Source organism: Paenibacillus intestini (genome assembly GCF_030803945.1).
Taxonomy (GTDB): domain Bacteria; phylum Bacillota; class Bacilli; order Paenibacillales; family Paenibacillaceae; genus Paenibacillus; species Paenibacillus polysaccharolyticus.
In genome coordinates, this window is the sequence record NZ_JAURUN010000003.1 from 155,032 (window position 1) to 178,751 (window position 23,720).

The window sequence follows — 23,720 nt, forward strand, 5'->3', positions numbered from 1 at the left end:
GACAATGGTTTTAGAATTTAAGGTGAATGAAGAGGTAAAGCCAGAACAAATGGCAGAAGTTTTCAAATTATCAGGTATAAAGCGTCCCTATGAAGATTTGGAGCGCATGAAAAAGATGATTGATCAAGCAGATATCATCATAAGTTGTTGGGAAGGTGATCGGATTGTAGGGTTAGCCCGGGCAATTACGGATTATAGTTACTGTTGTTACCTTTCGGATTTAGCCGTTATTAAGGATTTTCAAAGGAAAAATATAGGTAAGGATCTTGTACTACATCTACAGAAAGTACTAGGGGATGGCGTGTCAGTTGTACTTTTATCTTCAGAACAAGCGTTGTCCTTCTATCCTCAAATTGGTTTTGAACTAGTTAATAATGGATTTCGAATGTCAAGAAAATTCTAATTCGTTCTGGAGGTGATGATCTTATGAAAATGTTACGTATGAATCCTTCCCCTTATCTAAATACATATAACTTATACGGAACTACTTTTTCTATTGCATCACATGATGAGGAGATCTGGCCTTGGGTTTACAACAATTTCATACAAATAAGATACGTACCTGAGTGGAAATCATATTTTTTTGATAATCATCATTTAATTTTTGATAATTGTCCATTCTATGCCAGGTACAGAATACCTCAATCGATGATGGAGATGAAATGGAAGTCTCTTAAGGAGTGTATCATTGATTCAATCAACTTAGACTGTTATGTATATTTGTATGTTGATCGGTATTTTATTTCTAAGTCAACAGTCTATCAGAAAAAGAAGGACATCTGGCATGAAATATTAATCTATGGATATGACTCCAATAAGGAAATATTTTATGTAGCTGATAATCTTAGGGAAGGAAAATACGTACTTACAGAGAGCGATTTTAATGAAATAGAGGTTGGATATAACAGTATACTGTCCGATAATGATTTTTATAAAGGCATTACATTCCTACAAAAACGAGATGGAGATTTCACTTTCAAAATTGGTCATGTGAAAGAGCAGCTATTAAATTACTTGTCCTCTACCCCAACTCAAGACATGGCCTTTAAAGAAGAGAGTATATTCGGAATGAATGCATGGATGCAACTCATTTCTGACTTGAAAGAGAAGACTAAGGTAGATAAACGAGCATTTCATTTGTTTTGGGAACACAAAAAAGTTATGGTGGATCGCATAACATATTTAGAAAGTGAGAAATATCTGAAACCAGAAGACGGTTCTTTTTTTAAAAATGAGTTTGTACTCATGGAAAAGAGAGCGTTTGTTCTAAGAAATTTGGCTTTAAAATATATGATTACACAGGAATATCAAATAAAAATACAATTAATTGAGGAGTTAGTGAGCTCCTTGGAGCGAGAGAACGAGTTAATCACCAAGCTCATTAATAATCTTGAAATAAAACAAAAGGAGGAGGATGAACATTTATTTACCGGTTAAACAAAAACCAATAATAGATACATATAGCTACCATGCTAATATTGTCTCTATTGTAGAACAGCATAGTGATCTTAAACCGTGGATATATCATAGATTTTTAAGGCTTGCTTATTGCATTGATAATGATTATCTTGATTTTTGTGACGGGGATTATTTTGATTATTATAGATGTAATATAGTCTCTTCTAATAATAACAAGTATTATGCGGAATATCGCAATCACACCTTCTTGGATGAGTATGATATAACAGATGATGTCCTCATTAATGTGGGTCAGTCAATAATACGATGCCTCGACAAGGGGTTTTACGTTATCATTCATTTAGATCATTATTACATTGAAGCTTCGGATGCTTACCATAAACGGAATAAGAATCATGAAACGATTGTTTATGGTTATGATATATCCGAACAAATTTTCTATGTATCTGATAATTTCATTTCAGGTAAATACGTTAGTGTCAAAGTTAAGTTTGCTGAAATGGAATTGGCACGAAGAAGCTCAGAGAGCATAGATCTGAAGAGGGTCTTACAAGTAGGGATCAAGCGAGATCAGAAGGTAGAGATGAATATTGAGGAAATATATAACAAATTAAGAGACTATATTGAGGGTAAGGATTCATCTTCGTACGGTATCATCACCTATGATGAAGAAGAACAATATGTTCATAATGGCTTCAAATATAACTGGCATTGGCCAACAACCGGCGATATGTTTGTTTATGGGATAGACATACATCGGTTTTTTATAGAGGATTTAGAAAATATACGTGTTAGTAAATCAAAGTTAGATGTTCGCCGATATCACACGATGTTGAATCATAAGGTGGTTCTTATGGAGTTTGTGAATTCGCTGAGTGAATCTTCATTCATCGGAAACATCGAAGAATTGAGGTTAATGTTAGAAGAAAGTAAAGCGAAAAATATTCTCGCCAGGAATACAGCTATTAAATATAACATAACGCAGGACTCAAACTTAATAGATTTGTTAGTTGATTTTCATAAGTGGTCTTTGGTATTTGAAGCTGAACTGATAAGGAGAATTATGTTTTATTTAGTAAGACGTCATAATGAGAGAATAACGGGTTGGGCAAGTTCTGATGCAGATAAGTTGTGTCTTAGTGTTGAGGAATAAATGACTTAAATATCGTTTTCCTAGCAGATTCATAACGTTGGTCTGCTTTTAATTCGAGATTTAAATTGGTGATCTTCTGTTGAATGAAATAGTCTTTAGGGATCTCAATGTGGAACTCTTATGCTATCTGATGTTTTTGAAATTGTTTTTTTGTTCAATTAGAGCTTTATAGACTCAGGCACTGAAGATTCAACGGTTGCTCCTTCAACATTAGTGAAATCAATAGTATATATTAGCGTTCCATTGGTTTGTTTATAGTGTTTATTACGAATAAATACTTCCTTATCGCTGGAATCGTGTCGTCAGTAATCTGACCTTCGTAATAGTAATCACCGACAGGGATCAACAGCTCCATCAGAAAGTAATTTTATTTTATGTATATCTATAGAATCTATGGCATCAGGAAAATAAATATTAACCTCTTTGGATTGAGAAAAATAGCTCTCTGTTGGAGCAGAGTTTTCTAAATGAATGGAAGAAGAATCATTTGGAGAACAGCCGATTAATAATAAGAAGATTAGCAACTAATTAGAAATTTTATCATGTTCCCTCCAAATAACGAAAGGCAGCTTATGCCACCTTTGTTTTTTATTAAATAGGGTTCGTAGCTAGCTAGTGTAGCCATGTGCTTTGGCCGCTCCGTCCCAAGCATTTCTTTTCTTCTGAATTATCGCAGTATCAACTAAGGATGGTACCTTGGCTTTAAGGTTTTTCCGGTATTGTCCTTTTGATCTTTCTCAGTAACTAATTGTACTCCATGAATGGATATTTCTCCATATTTATACTCTTCAGTAAGTGTTCGATTGTTATCAGTAGTATCTCATTCGGATGCCTAAATAGGAACAGCTAGAGATATAAGCATATGTTGATGACCTTTCAGAATGGGGCTAAAAAGCATACTGACTTCTAAATTATTCTCCTGCCTTGGGCCTATTTCATCACGCTGATCTCACCACACAGCATTAAGAACATCATCTACCTCTTTGATGCGATTAACGGATGGATTCTGAATCATATTACCTTTGACCATAACCATCGACATGTTGGATAAAGCTTCGATCTGTTCTAGTGGATTTTGATCCAGTACAATCAAGTCGGCCTGTTTGCCGATATCCAACGTACCCGTTATATCATCAATCCCGAGAATGTTGGCATTCGTATAGGTGACCATGTCGATGACCTTTTTAAGGGGTGCTGAACATGGATACGGTAAAACAGGCGGCGTATCATCTTCATTCGATGGAACAGGATCTGAACCGCAAGTTATTTGATGTCAGGCTGGAGAAGAGCATCTTGGCCCATCACATGAGCCAGTCTACATAATCGATTGAACGAAAGGACAGTACAGGATCATTCCCAAGATGATCTTGCCCTGTCCTTTTTATCTTTTCACCCGCCCCAAACCACTTCCAAATAAGCATTGACTTTCCACACCAATCCCCCTAAACTTCAATTATTAAAACACTTTTAAAAACTTCCATCCAATACTTTCTCGAATATGCAATCACCCATATACATACAAACGAAAGGAGGCACACAACAAATAATGTTACCCACTTCCCACAACACCCAACAGGTCAAACGGATTAACGTTGAAATTGTAAAAAATACACTCCGGTCGATGGGTGTAGGCACGAAGGCTTCCATTGCAAACCTGACCAAACTCAGCGTGGCGACTTGCGGAACGATACTAAATGAATTACTCCAGACAGGGGAGATCATTGATCTCGGCCCGGATGAGTCCAGCGGGGGCAGACCGGCGAGTCGATATCAGTTTAATGCGGACTACGCAAATGTGCTGTGTCTGATTATTCGTACGGAAGGCGGCATCCACTCGATCACACATACATATGCCAACCTGAACGGAGAGATGGCGGACGAACAGACACTTGTTTTAGATGAGATTAATGTCACGGTGGTGGAGGAACTCATTGCTGGGCTGATCGAGCAGCATCACAATGTGCAGTCCATCGGAATCGGGATACCAGGGGTGGCGCACAATGGTGTGATCGGTATCTGTGACGTACCAGAGTTGGCTAATCAGCCGCTCGGTTTAAGACTCAAAGAGCAATACGAAGACATCGAAGTGGTCATTGGCAACGATATGAATCTGACGGTGTACGGACTGTACAATGAACAGCAATTTGAGCAAGAGAAGAACTTTGCGGTGGTGACGTTCCCTGAAAATCATTTTCCGGGAGCAGGTTTTATTATCGATGGTCGGCCAATCACCGGGAATACGCAATTTGGGGGAGAGGTGTCCTTTTTGCCATTTGGCGTGTCACGGGAAGAACAGCTGCGCATGTTGAAAACGACAGACGGATTGCAGGAACTCGTCGTACAGACGCTGGTCTCCATTATTGCCATCATCAACCCGGCGGCCATTGTGGTGACGGGCGATACGATGGACCCAGCGATGCGGGATGGCCTGATCCAAGGCTGCCGGGATCACCATATTCCACAGGAGCATATGCCTGAGCTAATGATTCGCCGCGACACCCGGCGCGAGTATGTTACTGGGCTGGTAGCTGTAACACTCGAAAGCCTGACCTACCGCATTCAGGTAGTTGAGAAGCAGTGGTAGGAACGACTTATTATGAAGTGAAGTTAAGCAAAATTTTTTACACGAGAGCGGAGAGGGCAGAGCCAATCTGGAGAACGCCTTTATCACTGTATTTTCACCTTTAGAAAGAAATTCAAAAAAACACAGGGATAACAGCGGGCGGAAGATGGCACTGCAATCGGAGGTAGAGCGTGTAACCATTTTTCTGGACACAATGGAGGAACTTATTTTGAATCAGCAAGCAAGTACACAAGGCAACAAACGAAAGTTTAACAAGCTGTACGCCATGCAGCTGGCTACGATCTTTCTTGGATTTATCGTATTTGGCATATCGGAAAATATTAAAGGCCCAGCCATTCCGCGTATTCAGTTCGACTTCAATCTGGATGAGAAACAGCTCGGCACGTTGTTGTCCCTGAACGCACTGGGATATTTGATCGCCTGCTCGTTCACAGCTATATTGGTTCGCAAATGGGGCATCAAGGCGGTCAGCATCATTTCATTTGCCTCGATGATTCTGTCGGGTGTGTTCATCTATGTATCCCATACGTATCCACTATTTGCGTCATCGTATTTCTTCATGTACATCGGTAACGGGATGCTGGAGATTGCGCTGGCGATTCTCGGGGCGCGGATTTTTGTGAAAAATACAGGCACGATGATGAACCTGTCCCATTTCTTCTATGGACTCAGTTCAACCGTGGCGCCATTGCTGGCGACAGGCGTGATGTCGCTGACGGTATTTGGGCACCTGCTGGACTGGCGCGGCATGTATCTGGTTATGCTGTCGCTGTGCCTGCTGCCGATCATTGCGGCACTACGCAGTAAATTTCCGGGGGATGATCTTGCCCACGAAGATCGAACCTCGCTCAAGACGCTAACACGTGATCCGGCGCTGTGGCTGATGGTGCTTATTCTTTCTTTTGGCGTGGTATCGGAACTGGCGGTCGGAGGTTGGCTTGTTAACTTCTTGGAGAAAGCCTACACGTGGGACACGGTCAAAGCCTCTGGTCTATTGTCGGCATTTTTCCTTACGTTCTCGCTGGGGCGTTTGCTGCTAGGGCCGTTGACGGATCGCATCGGGTTCGTACTTTCGTTGATCTTGTTCTCGGCTTTCTCGGCGGTATGTACGTTTGTGGCGCTTGCTGGTGGGGAGAGTCTTGCTATCTTTTTCGCGATCTCGGGCGCAGGCATTGCGATGATCTATCCCACAGTAATGGCCTTTATCGCCCGCAGATATCCGAACGGCAGTGATACGGCGATTACATTCACGGTTACACTCATGGGGGTTGGCAGTGTCATCGGGAACTATGTGATTGGCTGGGTCATTGAAGGTGTGAAAAACATGTACGGTGCCACAACTCAGCTGGGTCTGCTGCGCGGACTTCAGGCTGGGTATGGATTCATTGGTTTATGTGCGGTCATTTGTGCGGTATCTGGCGTGGTGCTGTATGTGTATTTGAAAAGAAAGCAAGAACTGATTTAGCAAAAGAAGAAAAGGGTACTTTTATACTCGCATTCTTTAAATCTTAATGGTCTGGTGAATACAAAAGAAGAGAGGGGAAATCCCCTCTCTTTTTTCTACAACTGGAACAGTTTTTGGATAAGGATCAGTATAACACCTACAGTTACACCAGTAAGAACTCCTATAACATACTGCGCCAGACTGCCTTGCTTGTGTTGCCTTCTCTCGCTACGCTTTTTCATACGTTACCTCCATCAAAGAAGGCACGCACTCAAACTAGGCAGAACACAATTTTCGTTTTCCACATTTTGTGTGGGCTTTTCATTTCTCTTATAGATTAACATCATTTTAAATACTTCATTATCAATCGTTTATTCACTCATAAAGAGTGCATTTTCTATCGTCCCTTTAAGAATTGATAAAAAAATTCCAAGTAGGGACTCCTCCTTGTTACTGCAATAGATAAGAATACTTGCCTAAAAATTTGGAATCAGTGGCCACTAATTCTTTTTTAGTCTATACGAAGAATTCAATACAAACAAGGAATTATTTTACACTAGTAGGAGATTGACTATTTCGTGACCAAGACGCAATTTTATTTCTAAAGATATCTTAAATACTAAAGTCTAATAAAATTTAAGTGCTTTATATAGAGAGGGTCTGTTTTCTTTTTTCAATAATAAAGAAAAACATAACAAAAGCCCCAACGATTCTTACAATCGCTGGGCTTTGAAATTATCTATCTCCAAAAATGATGAGTACCAAATCCACCTCACCTACCAATCACACTTCCCTTAATTCAACAAGCCTCTGCCTTGTCTAAGCCGGTCTTTTTTTCCAACGTTTCAACAGCATGTACAGTCCAAAACCAATCAGGAAGATCATGCCTGCCGGGATGACATACGGTTTAACCACTTCACCGACGTTTTCCCATTGTGCTCCCAGTTTGTAACCGAGGTACACGTAGATGGATGTGATCGGAAGCATGGCGAGAAAGGTAAAGATGCTGAATTTGAAAACGTTCATCTTTGCCATACCGCAAGGGATGGAGATGACCGTTCGAATGCCGGGTACGAAGCGGCCATAGAAAGCGACCCCGCTGCCGTATTTTTCAAAAAATTTATCGGAAGCATCGACATGGTGGGGGCGAATGAGGAAGTATTTTCCGTATTTCTCCACCATCGGTCTGCCACCGTAGCGTCCGAGTGCATATAACGTTAATGGGCCAAATGTGCCGCCAACGGTTCCTGCCAGAATAGCCAACCATAGCTTCATATCCCCGAGATATACCCAATATCCCGCCATGGGCAGAACAAGTTCAGCGGGGACAAATTCAAACGATAGGGCAATAACAAGACCTGCATAGGACAAATCTTTAAAGAACAGTATGAATTGCGTGATCCACTCCGTCATGCTTTCCCTCCATGAATCTATCTATTTTTGATATAAGTAGACACTGCTCTCTTCAGAGTACCAAGGGCGAACAGCGCTTGTCAAAACTCACAGTTAAGGCAATTTATCCTTATCACCACCGTATATGTTAGCCTATACATAAGTCTAAGACAGCCCCTATATAGATACGAACGTTCACGGTTTAAGGTTTCTTATTTACTTATAATCGTTCTAGAGCCAATATGAATCTAGGTGATGAAGACACTCTGAAAATGTTTCCAAATATAGTATGATAAGACTATCGCTAGATTTGCCACACAGAGCCTGAATTAGTTCTGAAGCGATCAGACGAAGGCTAGTATAGTGTTCACGAAGACCATCCTATACATATAGAGAAGGAGAACCGAACATGAGTGTACAATCACAAATGATCATCGATCAGATTCGTATTGTTGAATACAACGCTTCTTATGCGGCTAGTTTGGCAGATATGTGGAACCAAAGTAATGAGAGCTGGGGAGGCGGCACAAGGCAGCGGACAGAGGAAACGATTCGTCAGGAGATGGAGAACTCCTCCAATCTGCATGTTTTTCTGGCGGTTCATGATGTAGAGGTCGTCGGTTTTTGCAGCTTTGCCCATTACCGTTTTGACGAGAATGCACTATATGTACCGCTGCTTAACGTACGCCCGGACTACCATGGGTACAAGATTGGTCGCAATCTGATCTTAAAGGCAGTGGAGAAAACGGTTGAGGCCGGATGGCCGCGTCTGGATCTGTTCACATGGCCGGGCAATACGAAGGCGGTGCCAATGTACAAGAAATGTGGTTTCTTTTGGGAGAAAAAAGATGATAGCGTACATCTCATGAACTTTATCCCGACCGTATTGCAGACCGAGGCGCTAGCACCTTACTTTGAAACATTAGACTGGTACGCTGACAGCACCCGTGAACTGGTGATCGAGCCGGATGGACGGCAGGAGCGTGGATTCGATTTTTTGGATTATACGTGGCAAAAAGAGGACCTCTCCCTGCGGGCATCTTTTGAAAAAACAGGCCGCGGCTTGGCCGCTCTCGAAACGCCGGATTACAGCATTCACACCGAAGTAGATCATCATGATCTGGTGTTTGGTTCGAGTTATCCCGTGCGTTATCATATCCAAAATAAATCCAACCTCGATCTTGAGTTCGAGATCAAAGGACAGGACGACAAAAATATCCGTTTTGCTATGGATGTTGTGCGAACGTTGCAACCAGACGAAACCATCACGGTAGAGGGGGAGTTTTACCTCGATCCGGTGACCGAAGAACAAAACAAGAATAAAACGCATCCGGTCATTAGCAGTACTTGGCTTATTGGCGGCAGGAAAGCTCAGTTCCGTATTGGCCTTCAACCTAAATTCCCTGCGAAGATTACACCAGTTCTCCCCGTGAAGGAACTATATCCGGGTATTCCGGCAGAGTTAATCCTGAACGTGGAAAACAATGTGGATGCGGAAACAGAATTTGTTATGGAACTGCCAGAAGAAGCATTTCTAGACTGGACAGAGCGCACACTGCGATTCACAGTACCTGCGAAGGGCAAACGCTCCGTGTCCGTTCCGTTTACACTGCATTCATATGGCATCTATGCACAGGATGTAGAGATTACCGCTGTTCCGGCGGGGGGATTGGAGATTTCTTTTAGAAGAAAACTCTCAGTGCTGATGAAGGGCATTGAAGGCAGGTATGGCGGTGAGGCGAATGGCCAGTGGATTGCAGTGAACGGTGCGTTCTCTCTCCATATGAACAAACATGATAATGTCATGTGGATCGAATATCCTGGGTCGCGTCACTCCTTCTGGTGGAATTATCCGAAGCTGGGGAAACCGTACTCGGAGGAGTTGTCCCTGAAAGAAGCCAAAGAAGTACGGATTGTTGCTGAAGGGAATCATCAGGTTATGGAAGCGGCCTATGAATTGGAAAATTTCCCGGGATTACTGCTGAAGACGGTTGCCAAACTGTCCGCTAACGGAATCGCTACGTTCTCCCATGAGGTTGTGAATACACGTGATACAGCATGGGAAGAAGAACTGTTCCTGATGGATCACTTCGGTTTCTTCGGCAATCGGCTCATTCTGCCCTATCAGGGTCGTTTTGTAGATATGGGGGATGATTATGCCGGGGATCCAAACCATTGGGATACGGGACAGATTACGGAGAACTGGCTATTTTGCAAGGAAGAGTACGGAGCGTGCGGCATCTATTGGGACCCTTCGCTGAAGCTGATCAAACCCGAATATACGCTGGCATTACAGCATGAGCTGGGACGTTTGGAGGCCGGGGCCTCGGTAGCCACGAAGGAAACGGTATTTGCGCTTAACACGTTTGCCAAGTGGACGGATTTCCGCGCATTCGCCCGTAAACAACCTAATGGAGTTATTCCGATGCTGGACAGTCATCTGGATGTGATGTTGAATGATGGCAATCCATTTGCTGCGGACGTACTACAGGCTGAATTGGTTGAGCGTAAGCTTGTTCAGCTTGCTGGTACGCTGGAGCTGTACGTACAGCAAGGTAAGGAACCCGAGATTAAAGCTCGTACGATCGAGTTCGATGCGACGGAGCAGTTGAACTCGGATAAGCTGGAGTTTTCGCCTGAGGAAACGGTAGTGGGAGCGCCGAAGGTAACGACAGCGGACCGCCTTGACCTGCAAGGGTCTGACACCCCCGACAGTACCAACCCATATGAGCAACTGAATATATGGAAAGTACGGGGCGTGTATCGTGGAGAAGATCGGATTCAGGAACGAATCTCTCTTTGGTTCCCGCAGACACGGTCTGAAGTGCTACAACGGATTGAAAAGGGAGTAGATGGTTCAGAGACGTTATATACCGTCAACAATGGTGTGTTATCTATTACGGCTGATCCGGCATTCGGGGGGATTGTACACTCTCTGAAAGTTCAAGGCGAGGAATGGCTAGACAGTTCATATCCTGAACCTGCCGCTCGTTCGTGGTGGAATCCGTGGTATGGCGGGATGGCTGTTGATATTCCAGGCATGAACGGCTTTAGCCGTCAATTGGAGCAAACGAGTCTATCGTGGTCGGAGCAGAAGGATCAATTCGGTAACGTGTGGAAAGGCTTGAAGGTGACCACTCGTATCGAGAAACATGAAGCGAACCGGGGAATGACCGTTCATCAGCATTATCTGATGCTGCCTGGCGTTCCCGTACTTTGCACCTTACTTGCGGTGACCAACAAGTCTGGTCTGACACGAGCAAATTATGCTCTTACAGAAGGTCGTTTCTTCAAACCTTCGGAAGTATATACAGAAGGCTGGATCGAGCAACCGGGTCAAGATCGTTTTCCGCTCGGCAAAGTAGACATTGGGCTTCCTTTGAAGCACATATTCCGAATAGGCTCCCTTTCACGTCAAAACATGCTACACGCGGTGAATCGTTACCCGAACCAGAATGCCTGGGCGTTTGCGAACAACCTGGTAACAGGACATAACGTAGCACATGAGCTTACGATACAAGATGGCGAAACCGTCTGGACAGAGCCGACCTATCTTGTTCTGGGGCCGATCTCGCTCAATACGGCAGATGTGCATGATTTGTTAAAACTGAACTTTGTAACATCAACAAGCGAAGAGGAGGCCACCGATGCCCATCATTGATATTCACATTCATCTATCCGATATCGACAGCTTTCACCGTACTGCGATTGATCTGTCCAAAGTAGACTACAGCGCGGCGGGTCTCAAGGCAGAATTTGATCGCAATGATGTTATTCTTGGCATTGGCATGGGGGTGAGCGAGCAAACGAAGGGGGCTTTCCCGGATTCCAGTTCCCCTAACCCGATGGGGCTGGATCTGGAAGAACAGGTTCCATCGTTTCTGATGGAATGTGTAGGCATTAACCCTAACCGACTGGACGGCAAACAAGCTCAAGACGAGCTGGACCGGATCGAAGCCAGATTGCAATCGCCCGAAGTTGCGGGAATCAAGCTGTACGCCGGATATTATCACCACTATGTGTATGACAAAATCTATACCCCGGTCTATGAGCTGGCTGCAAAATACAATCTGCCTGTGGTCATCCATACTGGAGACACCTACTCTATGAACGGGCTGCTCAAATATTCGCATCCGCTAACGGTGGACGAGCTTGCCTTGCAACAGCGCGGTGTAAACTTCATGATTTGTCATCTCGGTGATCCCTGGGTCATGGATGCTGCTGAGGTGGTTGCTAAGAACCCTAACGTGTACGCAGATTTATCTGGGCTTGTGGTGGGGGATCGTCCTCACTTCGAACGCTTTATGAACGAACCGCTGTTTATGGATCATTTCCGCAGGGCTTTGGTCTACTCGGATCATTATGAGAAAATGCTTTTCGGCACCGACTGGCCGCTTGCACCTATTGATTTGTATGCTGAATTTGTTCGCAGACTTGTGCCAGAACAGCATCATGAGAAAGTGTTTTACGAGAACGCGTTTAGCTTGTTTCCACGTATTAGTGAGCGTATTACGAAGCCATAGGAACCCCCAAACAAGCTCTTGCCATTCTGCTGGCAGGAGCTTGTTTTTCTTTTCAATATGAGAGATCGCTACTCATTGAGTCGTCACCATTCATTCCAATTAGTAATAAATTTAGATCATTAAAATTTTTTTTGTGCAAATGCTCCATACACTGTCAGATTATTAGGTCCATGCCGATATTAAAATATCAAATATTATATGGGTTCATACAAAAAGAGGATGGATGGTGGAAGTATTTATGTTTTTTGCAAAAGCAGGACAGCGACTAAGGAATATGTCTTTTCGGGTCAAATTACCATTAATGATCAGTCTTCTCGTGTGTATCGTACTGACCGTAACGGCTGTGCTGTGTTATAAGGTAGCTGAAGGAATTACACAGAAAAAGAGTAAAGATGAGATTCATGCCAATTCGGATCGAATTGGAGCAGGGCTGTTCACCTCCCTGCAGTTATCCAAGCAAGCCGCATTTCTAATGACGAAACATAAGGATTTTGAACAATTGCTGGCGATTCGGAGTGCGAATCAAGAGCAGGAAGCCAGTACCTTTTTCGAGGAAAATCAGAGCTTAATTAGTGAATCCAATGATATATTAGCTCAAAGTTTAGAAGGTATTGAGGGCGCTGTTGTGCTCATGCTGATTGATAAGAATGGCACGGTAGTCGCAGCGAACGACCCTAAGGCCGTGGGCGGAGATCGGGCAGATCGGGCTTATTTTAAGGAAGCAATTCAAGACCGTCAGGTAATCAGTGAAGGCATCATTTCCAAAACGCTGGGTACACTTGGCACGGTTTTTGCATCTCCAATGTATGATGAAAACAAGCAAGTAAACGGAGTACTTATTGCCACGATATCTACGTCATTTTTTGTGAACCAATTGCAGAACGTCAAGATTAATGATGAAGGTAAAGTGATTGTTCTGGATCGGGTGGGTAAGGTGATGTATCACTCGGCAGATGCAGATATGGCAGGGAAACCGTTAGAAAGCGCGGAATACAAGTCTCTTGTGGATTTGGCTCCAAGTGATAAATTACAACAGGGCGAGGTAAGCACGGACGAGAAAGTGGTGTTTTATTCCAAAATTCCACAATCGGATTGGACGATTATAGTTGAGGATTCCTACGTAGACGTCAATCAACCTCTAACAAGCATGGCGAATAAAATGTATATTGTTCTATTCAGTTCCATAGCCTTCTCAATCATTGTGGGGATTCTACTCTCACGGGTGATGACAAAGCCGGTTACATCCATTACCGCACTGTTTAAACAGCTTGCCGGGGGAGACTTGACGGTACAGGCGAAGGAGAAATACAGTGGGGAGTTCGGCGAACTCGCGGATAGCTTTAACACGATGGCTGAAGGAAACAGACAACTGATTGCCAGTATGAACGCTTCTATTGGTGTTTTGAATAAAAGTACGGCGGAACTGGATCAGTCTGCACAGCAGACATCTACATCGATTACCGATACCACAGCCACTGCACTTGAAATATCCCGTGCAATGGAGTCGCAGGCTAACGATACAGAGGCGATCGTGGATCAATTCATGAACGTGGGTAGCAAAATTGTAAATGTAAACGAGATGTCCCAGTCTGTCATGGCTAAAGCGGATGAAATTACAGATGCATTCCGAGATAATCATGACGTGATCGACGCCCTTATCGCCGTTAATGATCGGAATGAAGCAGAGGTGCATAACATCTCCAAGATAACCGTTCAACTCGCAGAGAGTTCATCCGGTATTCAGCAGATCACAAGCACCATTGCCGAAATTGCGAATCAGACCAAACTGCTTGCGCTGAATGCGTCCATTGAAGCGGCACGGGCAGGAGAGCAGGGCCGTGGATTTGCCGTAGTAGCCTCCGAAATACGCAAGCTGGCAGAACAGACAACCGCGCAATCCGAAGATATTCATCGCATCGTTATGCAAACGATTGAACATGTGGAGCAGAATAACCAGAGTGTACAGGCCATCGAAGCGATTGCAGAGCAGCATAAGAGCAGCGTGATGCAAACCAAGGAAACCTTTAATTTTGCAACGCGAAATATGCAAAATATGATGAATCAGGTGCAGGCGATTGCCTCCGAGATTGAATCGATTGAACGGGATAAAGACGAAGTCCTTGGCGCTGCGCAGAACTTGTCTGCTTCGGGCGAGGAAGTGTCCGCATCCATTGAAGAAGTCACCGCCACCATGGAGGAGCAGTCCGGAATGACCGAGCATTTGGCGGAGCTGGTGCAGACCATCGATGCTTTGACCAAACAGCTGGCCGAGGAATCAGCACGATTCAAGACGAGCTAGCAAGGATTGAATGAAGTATACCCAATGATACAACTTCAAAGATTTCATTAAATACATTAAACCTCCTATTCCAAATAGTGGATGGGGAGGTTTTTTATGTGTTGATGCTCGCACGGTAAAAATATTTATTATTGTTAAAGGGAGTATCTTTATTTTTTGCCTGGCTCTGATACCAGCGTGAAGTTATTAATGAACCCTTCTTTTTGCAGAAAAACAGTCTCTATCTCATCCGTTTTCATATCATAATAGTAAATACCTCTCTCGGTATCGCCATTCCCTTTTTCCCCAAGAAAATAAAATCCGTTACCGTCTTTGTCCAGAAATAATTCACTGCTGGCCTTGATCGGAAGATGAAGTTCCTTCCTTTGTCCTGTCTTCAGATCCACAAGACTATATCCGATGGGCATTTTATTAATGTGTTTTGCCGTTGCGATGAGAAGCTGGTTTCCTCTTGCGGATAAAGTGAGAATCTGTTCATCTTTGAGTTTGATGATTGCACGAGTTTGACTCGTTACGGGATCAATTTCGATAATGGTATGACTTGGTGGAACCATCGGTTTTTGGGTCTGATTTGATTTCTCCATCTGCTCATATTGTTCTTCCTCAGAGTATTGGATGGCGTATGCTTTTTCTGTTTCTGGATCATATGCGATGTCCCATGTGGTCGTATCTGAATCTTGCTCATTTAATATCGAGATTTTTTGTGTTGCTTTATCCAGAAACATGACCTTTACAGGGCGTTCTCCTTTTTGCACAGCAGCCATCATTAGTGTATTCTCAGTGACACCCGGGATTATTGCATTTATCGCAAATAAATTAGAACTTAATTGCTGCACTTGCTGTGTTCTCATATCATAAGCGAATAGCTCATCCCCTTTATTTTTGCCCTCACCCGAATAATACGTGGTGTCTTCTGCCAACGAAACTACGGTCAAGGGATATTGTGAGTTATATGGCAAGTCAGTCATTTTATTGAGAGCTTTGGACTCTAAGTCGTATGTATACACATTCATTTTCATTCCATCCGCGGAATCTGTCCCATTGACGTATTCGGTGTTCGTAATGGAAAGGTATTCGCGATTCTGTGCTTCGCCAGGCTTAATTGTTGGTGGAGGGGCTTTAGTGCTACTTTCACCGCTACTGCATCCTGAAATAAATATGAGTGAGATTATGAGTACGGGAATAGCTTGGTACAGGATATGGAAGTTTCTCATCGGTAGTCCTCTTTTCTTGAGTGTTACTGTGTTTAGGGCGCTTGTAAAATAAACGTTACAAGTCGTAGAAGGGTTTGGTTATCAATCAACATAATAATATAAAGAAATTGCTTGCTCTGGAATTTGGTTAATAAAGTAGATATACCAACAAAACCTCTCTTTCCGCAACATTGTGGGAGAGGGAGGTTCTGTTTCTAATCTTCATCCATGCAAAGTGATTATTTAATAGACCAATCCGTAGATTCAGACGTTACGTTAGCTACATCCCGCAGATCATGCACCTTTACGTTACTTCCGTAAATCATTGAATCACTGCTGAGACGGAAGGAAGGGAAGTTATTTTCGGATTGCAGACGTAAACAGGCTTCAAAGTGAATTTTTTGCTTTTTATTAATCACAAACGGAAGCGAACCTGCCTCAATAGGCACGTCATCACTGTCTCGTTCATTTAAGATCAGAAGTACCGCAATTCCATCAGAACTGCAACCATCAGTATCATAAAATAACTTGAAAAAGCCCGGCTGGTCGCCCAGTTGTTCAACCAGTCTTTCTTCTGCCTGCGGACTCACTTGAATGATCATGGCGTCGTCACACTCCTTTGTTTCCCAATGAATTCGCTTACAATTTAATATATGGACCATAATTGCCGATTAGAATGTAAAATAATATATAAGGAAAGGGGGAGAGGTAAGTTGAAAATACAGCAACTGAATCATGATCCCATTGAACATTATGCGTATTTGAATGCGATTCCTGGCGGCGAGGTCATTCAGGCTCAGCTTCCGATCTATCACGGTACATTAGATGGCTTGCCTAAAGGTATCGATGCACTGATTGTCACTTCGGATTTGCAGGGAATTGAACCTGTGATGGAGAAGGAATCTGATGCCGCCTCTGACACGGGGGCTACGGATAAGCTTTTGGGTGAGATGTTGCCTGCCTATATTCGTCTGCTGATGGAGGTGGAGTGGCCTGAGCTCGATCCGCAGAAGACGGGTGTGCTGTTATGTGGAGATATGTATGCCCTGCGCGGGAAAAGGGGAGCGACTGGCAATCCGGTTCCCGTCTGGCTTGCCTTCAGGGCAGCCTTCGGCTGGGTTGCCGGCGTCCACGGCAACCACGATATAACCGATGATGCAGACGCTCATCGGTTACACCACAGCGAGGGCATCCATTGCATGGATGGACCAGCTGCAATCATTAGCGCTGGCCACCCACCGGATGGCCTTGCGCCCCACGCCGCCAAGGCGCGTCAGCTACGCATCGCGGGCCTTGGCGGCATCATCGGCAGGCCTGACAAGCCGAACCGGCTGCCGGCAGAGCCGTACCTGCAATCCGTGCTCAAGTTGCTGAAGCAGCAACCGGATTGCTTGCTTTTGCACCAAAGCCCGGGCATCGCCGAGCTTGGGCTTAGGGGTGAACCGCTCATCCGGCAGGCCTTGGAGGCCGGGCCGGAGACGCTGGTGTTCAGCGGGCATACCCATTGGGATATGCCTTTGGTTCAACTGAGCAACGGCACACAAGTAGTGAATGCCGACAGCAAGCTGTTTATTTTCACACGCTAGGCATCTTGTAGAATGAAATGCATTTCATTCGTGATATCTTATCTGGTATGATAAGCAGGTAAATAGAGAAAAAAGGAAGGTTTCCCCCCTATGACATCGATCACCATATATGATATTGCGAAAGAAGCAAACGTATCTGTATCGACCGTCTCCCGGGTGTTGAATGATACGGCTCCGGTTCGTGCCAGCACGCGAGAGAAGATAATGTCGATTATCGAGAAACATCAGTTTCAACCGAACGCTCAGGCACGCAGCCTGATCAAGAAAGAGACGGGCACCATCGCCATCATTTTGCCGGATATCACCAACCCCTTTTTCCCTGAAGTGTTCTGGGGGGCAGAGAATGAAGCACGTGGACTCGGGTATACGTTCTTCTTATGTAACACAGCAGGGGACTCTAATCGTGAGTCTGAATATCTCTCTATTTTGCGTGAGAAACGGGTGGATGGCATTATCTTTCTCGGTGGACGTATCAATTTACAGGTCTGCCCTGATAACATGGCACAGGAATTGATGGATATGAGCAGGCATATGCCTATTGTGCTGGTCAATGGTAACATTGCCAAGAGCGGACTTCACCGGGTATACACAGACGAGGGAGCCGGTGCGGCTATGGCTGCAGAGCATCTACTTGAGCTGGGGCATCGGGAGATTGCTTTTGTCGGGGGAATGAAGGAGCTATCTACCACGATGGTCAAGGTGAAAGCGGTACAGAAGAAACTACGTGAACATGGGATTGAAATACCGAAAGAACGCCAGCTGTTAGGCGGTTTCTCGATTGACGACGGCAAGCGGGAGATGTCCAAACTTCTGAAGCAGGACAATCCGCCAACGGCAGTGATTTGTGTCAACGACAATAATGCGATTGGTGCAATTAAATCGACCATTGAGTATGGTTTGTCGATCCCGAAAGATATTTCGATCATCGGTTTTGATGATACACCGCTAGCGAGTGCCGTAATCCCTGAACTGACAACGATATCCCAGAATACGTATCAATTGGGCAAACAGGCCGTGGATATGTTACATGATCTGATCAATCAAGGCAAACCGAAGAAACAGAATGTATTGGAACCTAGGCTGATTATCCGCCAAAGTACAGGACCTGCCGCCCGGTAGTAGGTCTGCTTCTCCAAAAAAGAAAGCGTTGACATTTATTTGAAGCGTGAAATATAATGAGGGCGTAAATGAGACCCTTTTCATCCTGTGGAACGGGTTTTAATTTTCAACTTAATGAAACCGATTTCATGAAATGGGTTTCAAAATGTACACAACACGAGCAACTTCACAAAATGAACTACATCAACTTAGAAGATCTATGGATCACGAAAGAAGGAGTCACGATGGCACATCATGAACAGCGTTTCAGGGGCAGACGAGGTTTGGTATTCGCAGGTACAGCTTTGCTGGCCTTGGTAGCGGTAGGAGGAATGGCTATCAATCATTATATGAATTCAACTCCCAAGGCACTTGTATTCCAGGAAGATCCGGTGCGTCTCAAGCTGGAGCAGTCGTATGATCATTTTGAAGGCTGGGGTACGTCGCTGGCTTGGTGGGCGAATGATCTCGGTGGCTGGAAGGATCAGGCGAAGGTGGATGAGGTTATGGATCTGATATTTGATCCGGCCAAGGGCTTGGGACTTAACATCGTTCGTTACAATATAGGCGGTGAAGAGAACCCGGAAATGAACGCGCTTCGTCCAGGTGGTGACGTTCCAGGTTTTCAGCCTGAGCCGGGCAAGTGGGATTGGGAAGCGGATGCGGGTCAGCGTTCCGTAATGCAGGGTGCGATCAAACGCGGAGTCAACATCACGGAGGCCTTCTCCAACTCACCACCGTATTGGATGACGATTAGTGGCTCGGTCACTGGTGCCGAGGATGGCGGTAATAATCTGCGTGAAGATCAGTATGATGCGTTCGCCGACTATTTGACGGAAGTGGTGAAGCATTATCGGGATACGTGGGGCATTACATTTCGCACCCTTGATCCGCTGAATGAACCTTCGGCTAACTGGTGGAAAAAGGGGAATCAGCAGGAGGGCAGTCATTTCAGTACTGAGAAACAGGCCGAGATTATTAAGAAAACGGCCGCTTCTCTCCAAAGCAAAGGACTGGATGGCACGGTAATCAGTGCTGCGGACGATAATAGCATCGATGAGACCGTATTTAATTTCAGCCTGTATGACCAGGATACGATCGATGCGGTGAAGCAGATGAATACCCATTCGTATAACGGCAGCAAAATGGAAGAACTGCGTGCTCTGGCTGATAAACTCGGCAAAAAGCTGTGGATGTCTGAATATGGCACCGGCGGTACCGAGCCGCATAACCATGAGGACATGACCTCGGTACAGGAGCTGGCAGACCGTATCATGTTTGATCTCAAAATCATGCAGCCTTCCGCCTGGGTATACTGGCAGGCTGTTGAAGACGAAGGAGCGAATAACAACTGGGGTTTCATTCATGCGAATTTTAACGGAGATGAACAATATGAGATGACCAAACAATATTATGGTATGGCCCAGTTCACGAAGTACATTCGTCCAGGCGCGGTTATTATTCCGACGGATGAAGGCAGAACACTTGCAGCTTATGATGCCAAGGCACAGCGGCTTGTACTGGTGATTCGGAATGAGTTGTCAGCGGAAAACAAAGCATTTGACCTGACCGGCTGGGATGTTGCCAAAACAGGCTCCGCCCAGGTGTACCAGACATCACCGGAGCTCAATATGCAGAAGCTGGAGGATATCCCGGTGTACACTAACGGCATTGAAGTGCCAACCGCAGATAACTCCATCACTACTGTCGTGCTTGAAGGTGTTTTGCCATCTGCAGAGTAATAGCGGAGAACGCACCGATCTGCAAGTTATTCTAACATCGGAGTGATCCGTGTAAATTCGCAGTTCAATAGAGAGCGTTCTTTATCTATAAAAATGAGAAGGAGGGGATCGCGTTGACAGAACCAACATCACTTTTGTTTCAAGAACAAGAGAATAACAAGCTCAGCAGCAAGAATGATGTTCATACGGAGCTGACATATGATGCGCGCAGCTTTTATCTAAACGGTGAACGTATCTTCCTGAACAGTGCGACCATTCATTATTTCCGTATGCCTAAGGAAGAATGGCGTGATGTCTTAATGAAGGCCAAGCTGGCAGGAATGAACTGCATTGATACCTATTTCGCATGGAACGTGCACGAACCGGAAGAGGGACAATGGTCCTTCGAAGGCGATAACGACTGCGGTGCATTTCTTGATCTGTGTGCAGAGCTAGGTATGTGGGTTATTGCACGACCGGGTCCGTTTATTTGCGCGGAATGGGATTTTGGTGGATTTCCGTACTGGTTGGGAACGAAAGAGAATGTAAAATTCCGTGAAAATAATGAAACGTACCTTCATTATGTGCAGCTCTACTTTGATCAGATCATCCCTGTTATTCGTAAGCGTCAATTGTCTGCCGGAGGTACGGTAATCCTCGTCCAGGTCGAAAACGAGTACGGTTATCTGATGGATGATGATGCGGCAAGCACACATATGACCACACTTAGGGATGGGATACTGGAACGAGGGATAGACGTCCCGCTGATTACATGTGTTGGCGGAGCGGAAGGAACGATTGAGGGAGCGAACTTCTGGTCTGGTGCGGATGGACATTATGCGAATTTACGTTCGAAACAGCCAGATACACCAAAGATTGTTACTGAATTCTGGACCGGCTGGTTTGAAAATTGGGGAGGACCTTCGGCAATCCAGAAGACGCCTTCTCTGCTGGACCGAAGAATCATGGAAATTCTGCGAGCCGGATATACGGGGATCAGTTATTACATGTTCTACGGGGGCACTAATTTCGGTGGATATGGTGGAAGAACGCTGGGTGACAGCGATATATTCATGATCACATCGTATGATTACGATGCTCCGCTGAGTGAATATGGACGCGTGACGCCGAAATATGCAGTGACGAAAAACCTGTCTTATTTTGTGCGTGCGTTTGGATCACTGCTGATGGAATCTGAGGAGATCGTAGCTGAAAAGATTCAGGTTCGGCATCCGGGCGGCATTTCCGTACGAGGGAGGCAGGCGGAGGAAGAAAAAATCTGGTTCGTGGAGAGTCACAAGGATGAACGTGAGACAGTGAGCGTTACGCTTGAGGAAGGCCGTACGTTGCCGATATCGATTCATCCGGGACAGATTGTTCCATTGCTGGATCGTGTGCAAATTGCTGAACAGGTGTACCTTACCGCAGGAGCTTTAATAACCGGTAATGAGATGATTAATGGAGAACTGACGTTGTTCATCACAGCTGACCGTGGACAACGCTCGGTGGTTGAATTGGAACTGGGTGCAAAACAGGACGCGATGGCAGGAGGATTGATCCTGAAAGAAAGCACGATGCAAGTACTGATTGAACAGGATGCGGGGAGAAATGCATATCGTTTTGACCTATTCCATTTTCAGGAGCCGGGAATAATGCGTTTTGAAGCGAGTGGCATCGCCATTCGGTTCATCATTCTGGATCGTGACGCGATGAATCGCACATGGCGAATGGAATCTGCTGATGGCAAAAGCTTGCGTTATGCCATCGGTTTTGACGATGTGGATGTCACGGCGTCCGGGCAAGTGAAAGGCATGATCTCTGATCCCGAGCGTACAATGATGTTGCTGGGCGACTGGCAAGATGGCGAACAGACACGGACTGGACGTGAGTTTTTTACTCAAGAAGTGGAGACACAGCCTGAATCGGCATCTATTGCAGTTGAAGATCAGCCTGCTTGGGTGATTCCTCCTGCGCCGCCGGCTCCGGTGTTGCGCAAATCTCCTGAGATCTCCCGTGTTACATTAACGGCAAAGCAACGCTCTGCGAGCGGGCATCCTATCGATTTTTCCGAGTACGGTCAGGACTTTGGCTATCTGTTGTATGAATGCGATTTTGATAGTACGGTGGATGGAATGATGAATCTCGTGCTGCCTAACATACAAGATACCGCGAGAATTATCGTAAACGGTGCTGAGCAAGCGCTAGTGCGCCAGGTTGGTGCGGCGGCTGTTCCCATTCAGGTAACTCAGGGGGAGAATACGTTGCAATTGCTTGTACAGCATATGGGCCGACTGAACTTTTCTCCTTATCTTGGGGAACACAAGGGTGTAGCAGGAGCGGTGTACCTTGGCGGGCAAGTACAGGATATTCGCCGCGATTGGCAGATGGAGCCAGAGACAGGAACAGAAATAGGAACTATACATTTGGATGAAGTGAACTCCATTCGGGGAGGAACGGTGCTTCGTCGAAGTTTTACGCTGGATGGTATGGATCGGGCTGTACTTGTGGGTGCTCCGAGCAAAGGTTTGCGTATTAACGGCATTGAAATTCCGATGCCTGCTTATCAGGACTGGTTTGCGTTCCAGACGCTGGACATATCCGGCTACGTAAAGTCTGGAGTTGTAAATACGCTTGAGATGCCATATAGTCGGTCACCACTCAATCGACTTGAGCTGATTACTTATCTTCATGAGGGTGAGCTTCAGGATTGGCGAATGGCTGGTACGGATGCGTTACTTCCTGCGTCATGGGAGTCATGTGATCTCTCAGAGGATACACCAGGAGTGACTACACCGGGCGCTTCATACGGTCAGCCGGTATGGTATCGCTGGCGTTTTGCCAAACCTGTCACAGCCGGGCATCACAAAGTAAACTTGATGCTTCGCTTGACAGGCATGAGCAAAGGAACGATTCATGTCAACGGACACCATTTGGGCCGATACTGGCAGATTGGGCCGCAGGAGGATTACAAAATTCCTGTTGCGTGGCTGAGGGAAGAGAATGAACTGCTCATTTTTGACGAGGAAGGCAGAACACCCGAACGGGTAAGATTGCTGCTGGATGAGATGTCACGATATCCGTGGAGTACAGTGGGACAATAGAAATAGCAACTAAAAATAGCATGTAAAATAGAAGGGAAATACAGAATTTAAAATAGAATTGAAAATAGAAGTAAGAATATAAGTAAGAATAGAACTAGAAATTAGAAATCTTTTAAGAGCCATGCATCTAAGATGTATGCAATAGAGCAAGTATAAATAATATTGGATAACGATAGCCCTAGGTGTTAGCAATAGCCTTAGACTGTA

Annotated in this window: 18 protein-coding genes; 13 read left to right on the plus strand and 5 right to left on the minus strand. The window is 45.0% G+C overall.

From position 1 onward, the window contains the following. Nucleotides 1-4: 4 nt before the first annotated feature. From J2T16_RS10000 to J2T16_RS10010, 3 genes are read left to right on the plus strand one after another with little or no spacing between them, the layout of a single operon-like run. Nucleotides 5-403 carry a GNAT family N-acetyltransferase gene (locus J2T16_RS10000; RefSeq protein ID WP_499018266.1) on the plus strand — a complete coding sequence of 133 codons (399 nt, stop codon included), beginning with the start codon at nt 5-7 and terminating at the stop codon, nt 401-403. A 23-nt stretch (nt 404-426) separates the two neighbouring features. Beyond that, nucleotides 427-1,437 carry a hypothetical protein gene (locus tag J2T16_RS10005; protein WP_499018267.1) on the plus strand — a complete coding sequence of 337 codons (1,011 nt, stop codon included), beginning with the start codon at nt 427-429 and terminating at the stop codon, nt 1,435-1,437. After that, nucleotides 1,415-2,572: a cysteine peptidase family C39 domain-containing protein gene (locus J2T16_RS10010; RefSeq protein WP_499018268.1), complete on the plus strand. Its 1,158-nt coding sequence runs from the start codon at nt 1,415-1,417 to the stop codon at nt 2,570-2,572. The genes J2T16_RS10005 and J2T16_RS10010 overlap by 23 nt, the downstream gene beginning before the upstream one ends. Before the next feature lie 949 nt (nt 2,573-3,521). Here the strand turns inward: J2T16_RS10010 and J2T16_RS10015 are convergent. Further along, nucleotides 3,522-3,743: an amidohydrolase family protein gene (locus J2T16_RS10015; RefSeq protein WP_499018269.1), complete on the minus strand. Its 222-nt coding sequence runs from the start codon at nt 3,741-3,743 to the stop codon at nt 3,522-3,524. 29 nt (nt 3,744-3,772) lie between these two features. Here J2T16_RS10015 and J2T16_RS10020 point away from each other — a divergent pair, with 29 nt between their 5' ends. The 3 genes from J2T16_RS10020 to J2T16_RS10030 all read left to right on the plus strand — a co-directional run bounded on the left by J2T16_RS10020 (nt 3,773) and on the right by J2T16_RS10030 (nt 6,621). Then, nucleotides 3,773-3,895, plus strand: coding sequence for a hypothetical protein (locus J2T16_RS10020; RefSeq protein WP_499018271.1), 123 nt, complete (start codon nt 3,773-3,775; stop codon nt 3,893-3,895). Nucleotides 3,896-4,118: 223 nt separating this feature from the next. Beyond that, the gene (locus J2T16_RS10025) at nt 4,119-5,156 is read left to right on the plus strand and encodes an ROK family protein (RefSeq protein ID WP_221790327.1); all 1,038 of its coding nucleotides are present in this window, start codon (nt 4,119-4,121) and stop codon (nt 5,154-5,156) included. A gap of 265 nt (nt 5,157-5,421) precedes the next feature. Continuing rightward, nucleotides 5,422-6,621: an MFS transporter gene (locus J2T16_RS10030; protein ID WP_221790420.1), complete on the plus strand. Its 1,200-nt coding sequence runs from the start codon at nt 5,422-5,424 to the stop codon at nt 6,619-6,621. 95 nt (nt 6,622-6,716) lie between these two features. On the opposite strand, the gene J2T16_RS10035 is transcribed toward J2T16_RS10030, so the two are convergent. Together J2T16_RS10035 and J2T16_RS10040 are read right to left on the minus strand one after the other, a co-directional pair. Then, on the minus strand, nt 6,717-6,842 hold the full coding sequence (locus J2T16_RS10035) for a hypothetical protein (protein WP_260511069.1): 126 nt from the start codon (nt 6,840-6,842) through the stop codon (nt 6,717-6,719). A 577-nt stretch (nt 6,843-7,419) separates the two neighbouring features. After that, nucleotides 7,420-8,013, minus strand: coding sequence for a DedA family protein (locus J2T16_RS10040; RefSeq protein WP_221790326.1), 594 nt, complete (start codon nt 8,011-8,013; stop codon nt 7,420-7,422). Between the two features lie 388 nt (nt 8,014-8,401). Here J2T16_RS10040 and J2T16_RS10045 point away from each other — a divergent pair, with 388 nt between their 5' ends. The 3 genes from J2T16_RS10045 (at nt 8,402) to J2T16_RS10055 (ending at nt 14,814) form a co-directional block, all read left to right on the plus strand. After that, nucleotides 8,402-11,653, plus strand: coding sequence for a GNAT family N-acetyltransferase (locus J2T16_RS10045; RefSeq protein WP_221790325.1), 3,252 nt, complete (start codon nt 8,402-8,404; stop codon nt 11,651-11,653). Further along, nucleotides 11,640-12,515: an amidohydrolase family protein gene (locus J2T16_RS10050; RefSeq protein WP_221790324.1), complete on the plus strand. Its 876-nt coding sequence runs from the start codon at nt 11,640-11,642 to the stop codon at nt 12,513-12,515. Before J2T16_RS10045 ends, J2T16_RS10050 begins: the two co-directional genes overlap by 14 nt. Nucleotides 12,516-12,753: 238 nt before the next feature. Beyond that, nucleotides 12,754-14,814, plus strand: coding sequence for a methyl-accepting chemotaxis protein (locus J2T16_RS10055; RefSeq protein ID WP_221790323.1), 2,061 nt, complete (start codon nt 12,754-12,756; stop codon nt 14,812-14,814). A 149-nt stretch (nt 14,815-14,963) separates the two neighbouring features. On the opposite strand, the gene J2T16_RS10060 is transcribed toward J2T16_RS10055, so the two are convergent. Next, entirely contained in the window at nt 14,964-16,028 is a 1,065-nt protein-coding gene (locus tag J2T16_RS10060) for a hypothetical protein (protein ID WP_499018273.1), read from the minus strand. Between the two features lie 218 nt (nt 16,029-16,246). Further along, nucleotides 16,247-16,609 (minus strand): iron-sulfur cluster biosynthesis family protein, encoded by a 363-nt coding sequence (locus tag J2T16_RS10065; protein WP_221790322.1) that lies wholly within the window; start codon nt 16,607-16,609, stop codon nt 16,247-16,249. A 51-nt stretch (nt 16,610-16,660) separates the two neighbouring features. Between J2T16_RS10065 and J2T16_RS10070 the strand changes: the two genes are divergently transcribed. From J2T16_RS10070 to J2T16_RS10085, 4 genes are all read left to right on the plus strand, one after another. Continuing rightward, nucleotides 16,661-17,593, plus strand: coding sequence for a metallophosphoesterase family protein (locus J2T16_RS10070; RefSeq protein WP_499018274.1), 933 nt, complete (start codon nt 16,661-16,663; stop codon nt 17,591-17,593). 90 nt (nt 17,594-17,683) lie between these two features. Next, nucleotides 17,684-18,712: a LacI family DNA-binding transcriptional regulator gene (locus J2T16_RS10075; RefSeq protein WP_499018275.1), complete on the plus strand. Its 1,029-nt coding sequence runs from the start codon at nt 17,684-17,686 to the stop codon at nt 18,710-18,712. Nucleotides 18,713-18,936: 224 nt separating this feature from the next. After that, entirely contained in the window at nt 18,937-20,433 is a 1,497-nt protein-coding gene (locus J2T16_RS10080; RefSeq protein WP_221790317.1) for a glycoside hydrolase family 30 protein, read from the plus strand. A 113-nt stretch (nt 20,434-20,546) separates the two neighbouring features. Beyond that, nucleotides 20,547-23,513, plus strand: coding sequence for a beta-galactosidase (locus J2T16_RS10085; RefSeq protein WP_499018276.1), 2,967 nt, complete (start codon nt 20,547-20,549; stop codon nt 23,511-23,513). Nucleotides 23,514-23,720: the final 207 nt, after the last annotated feature.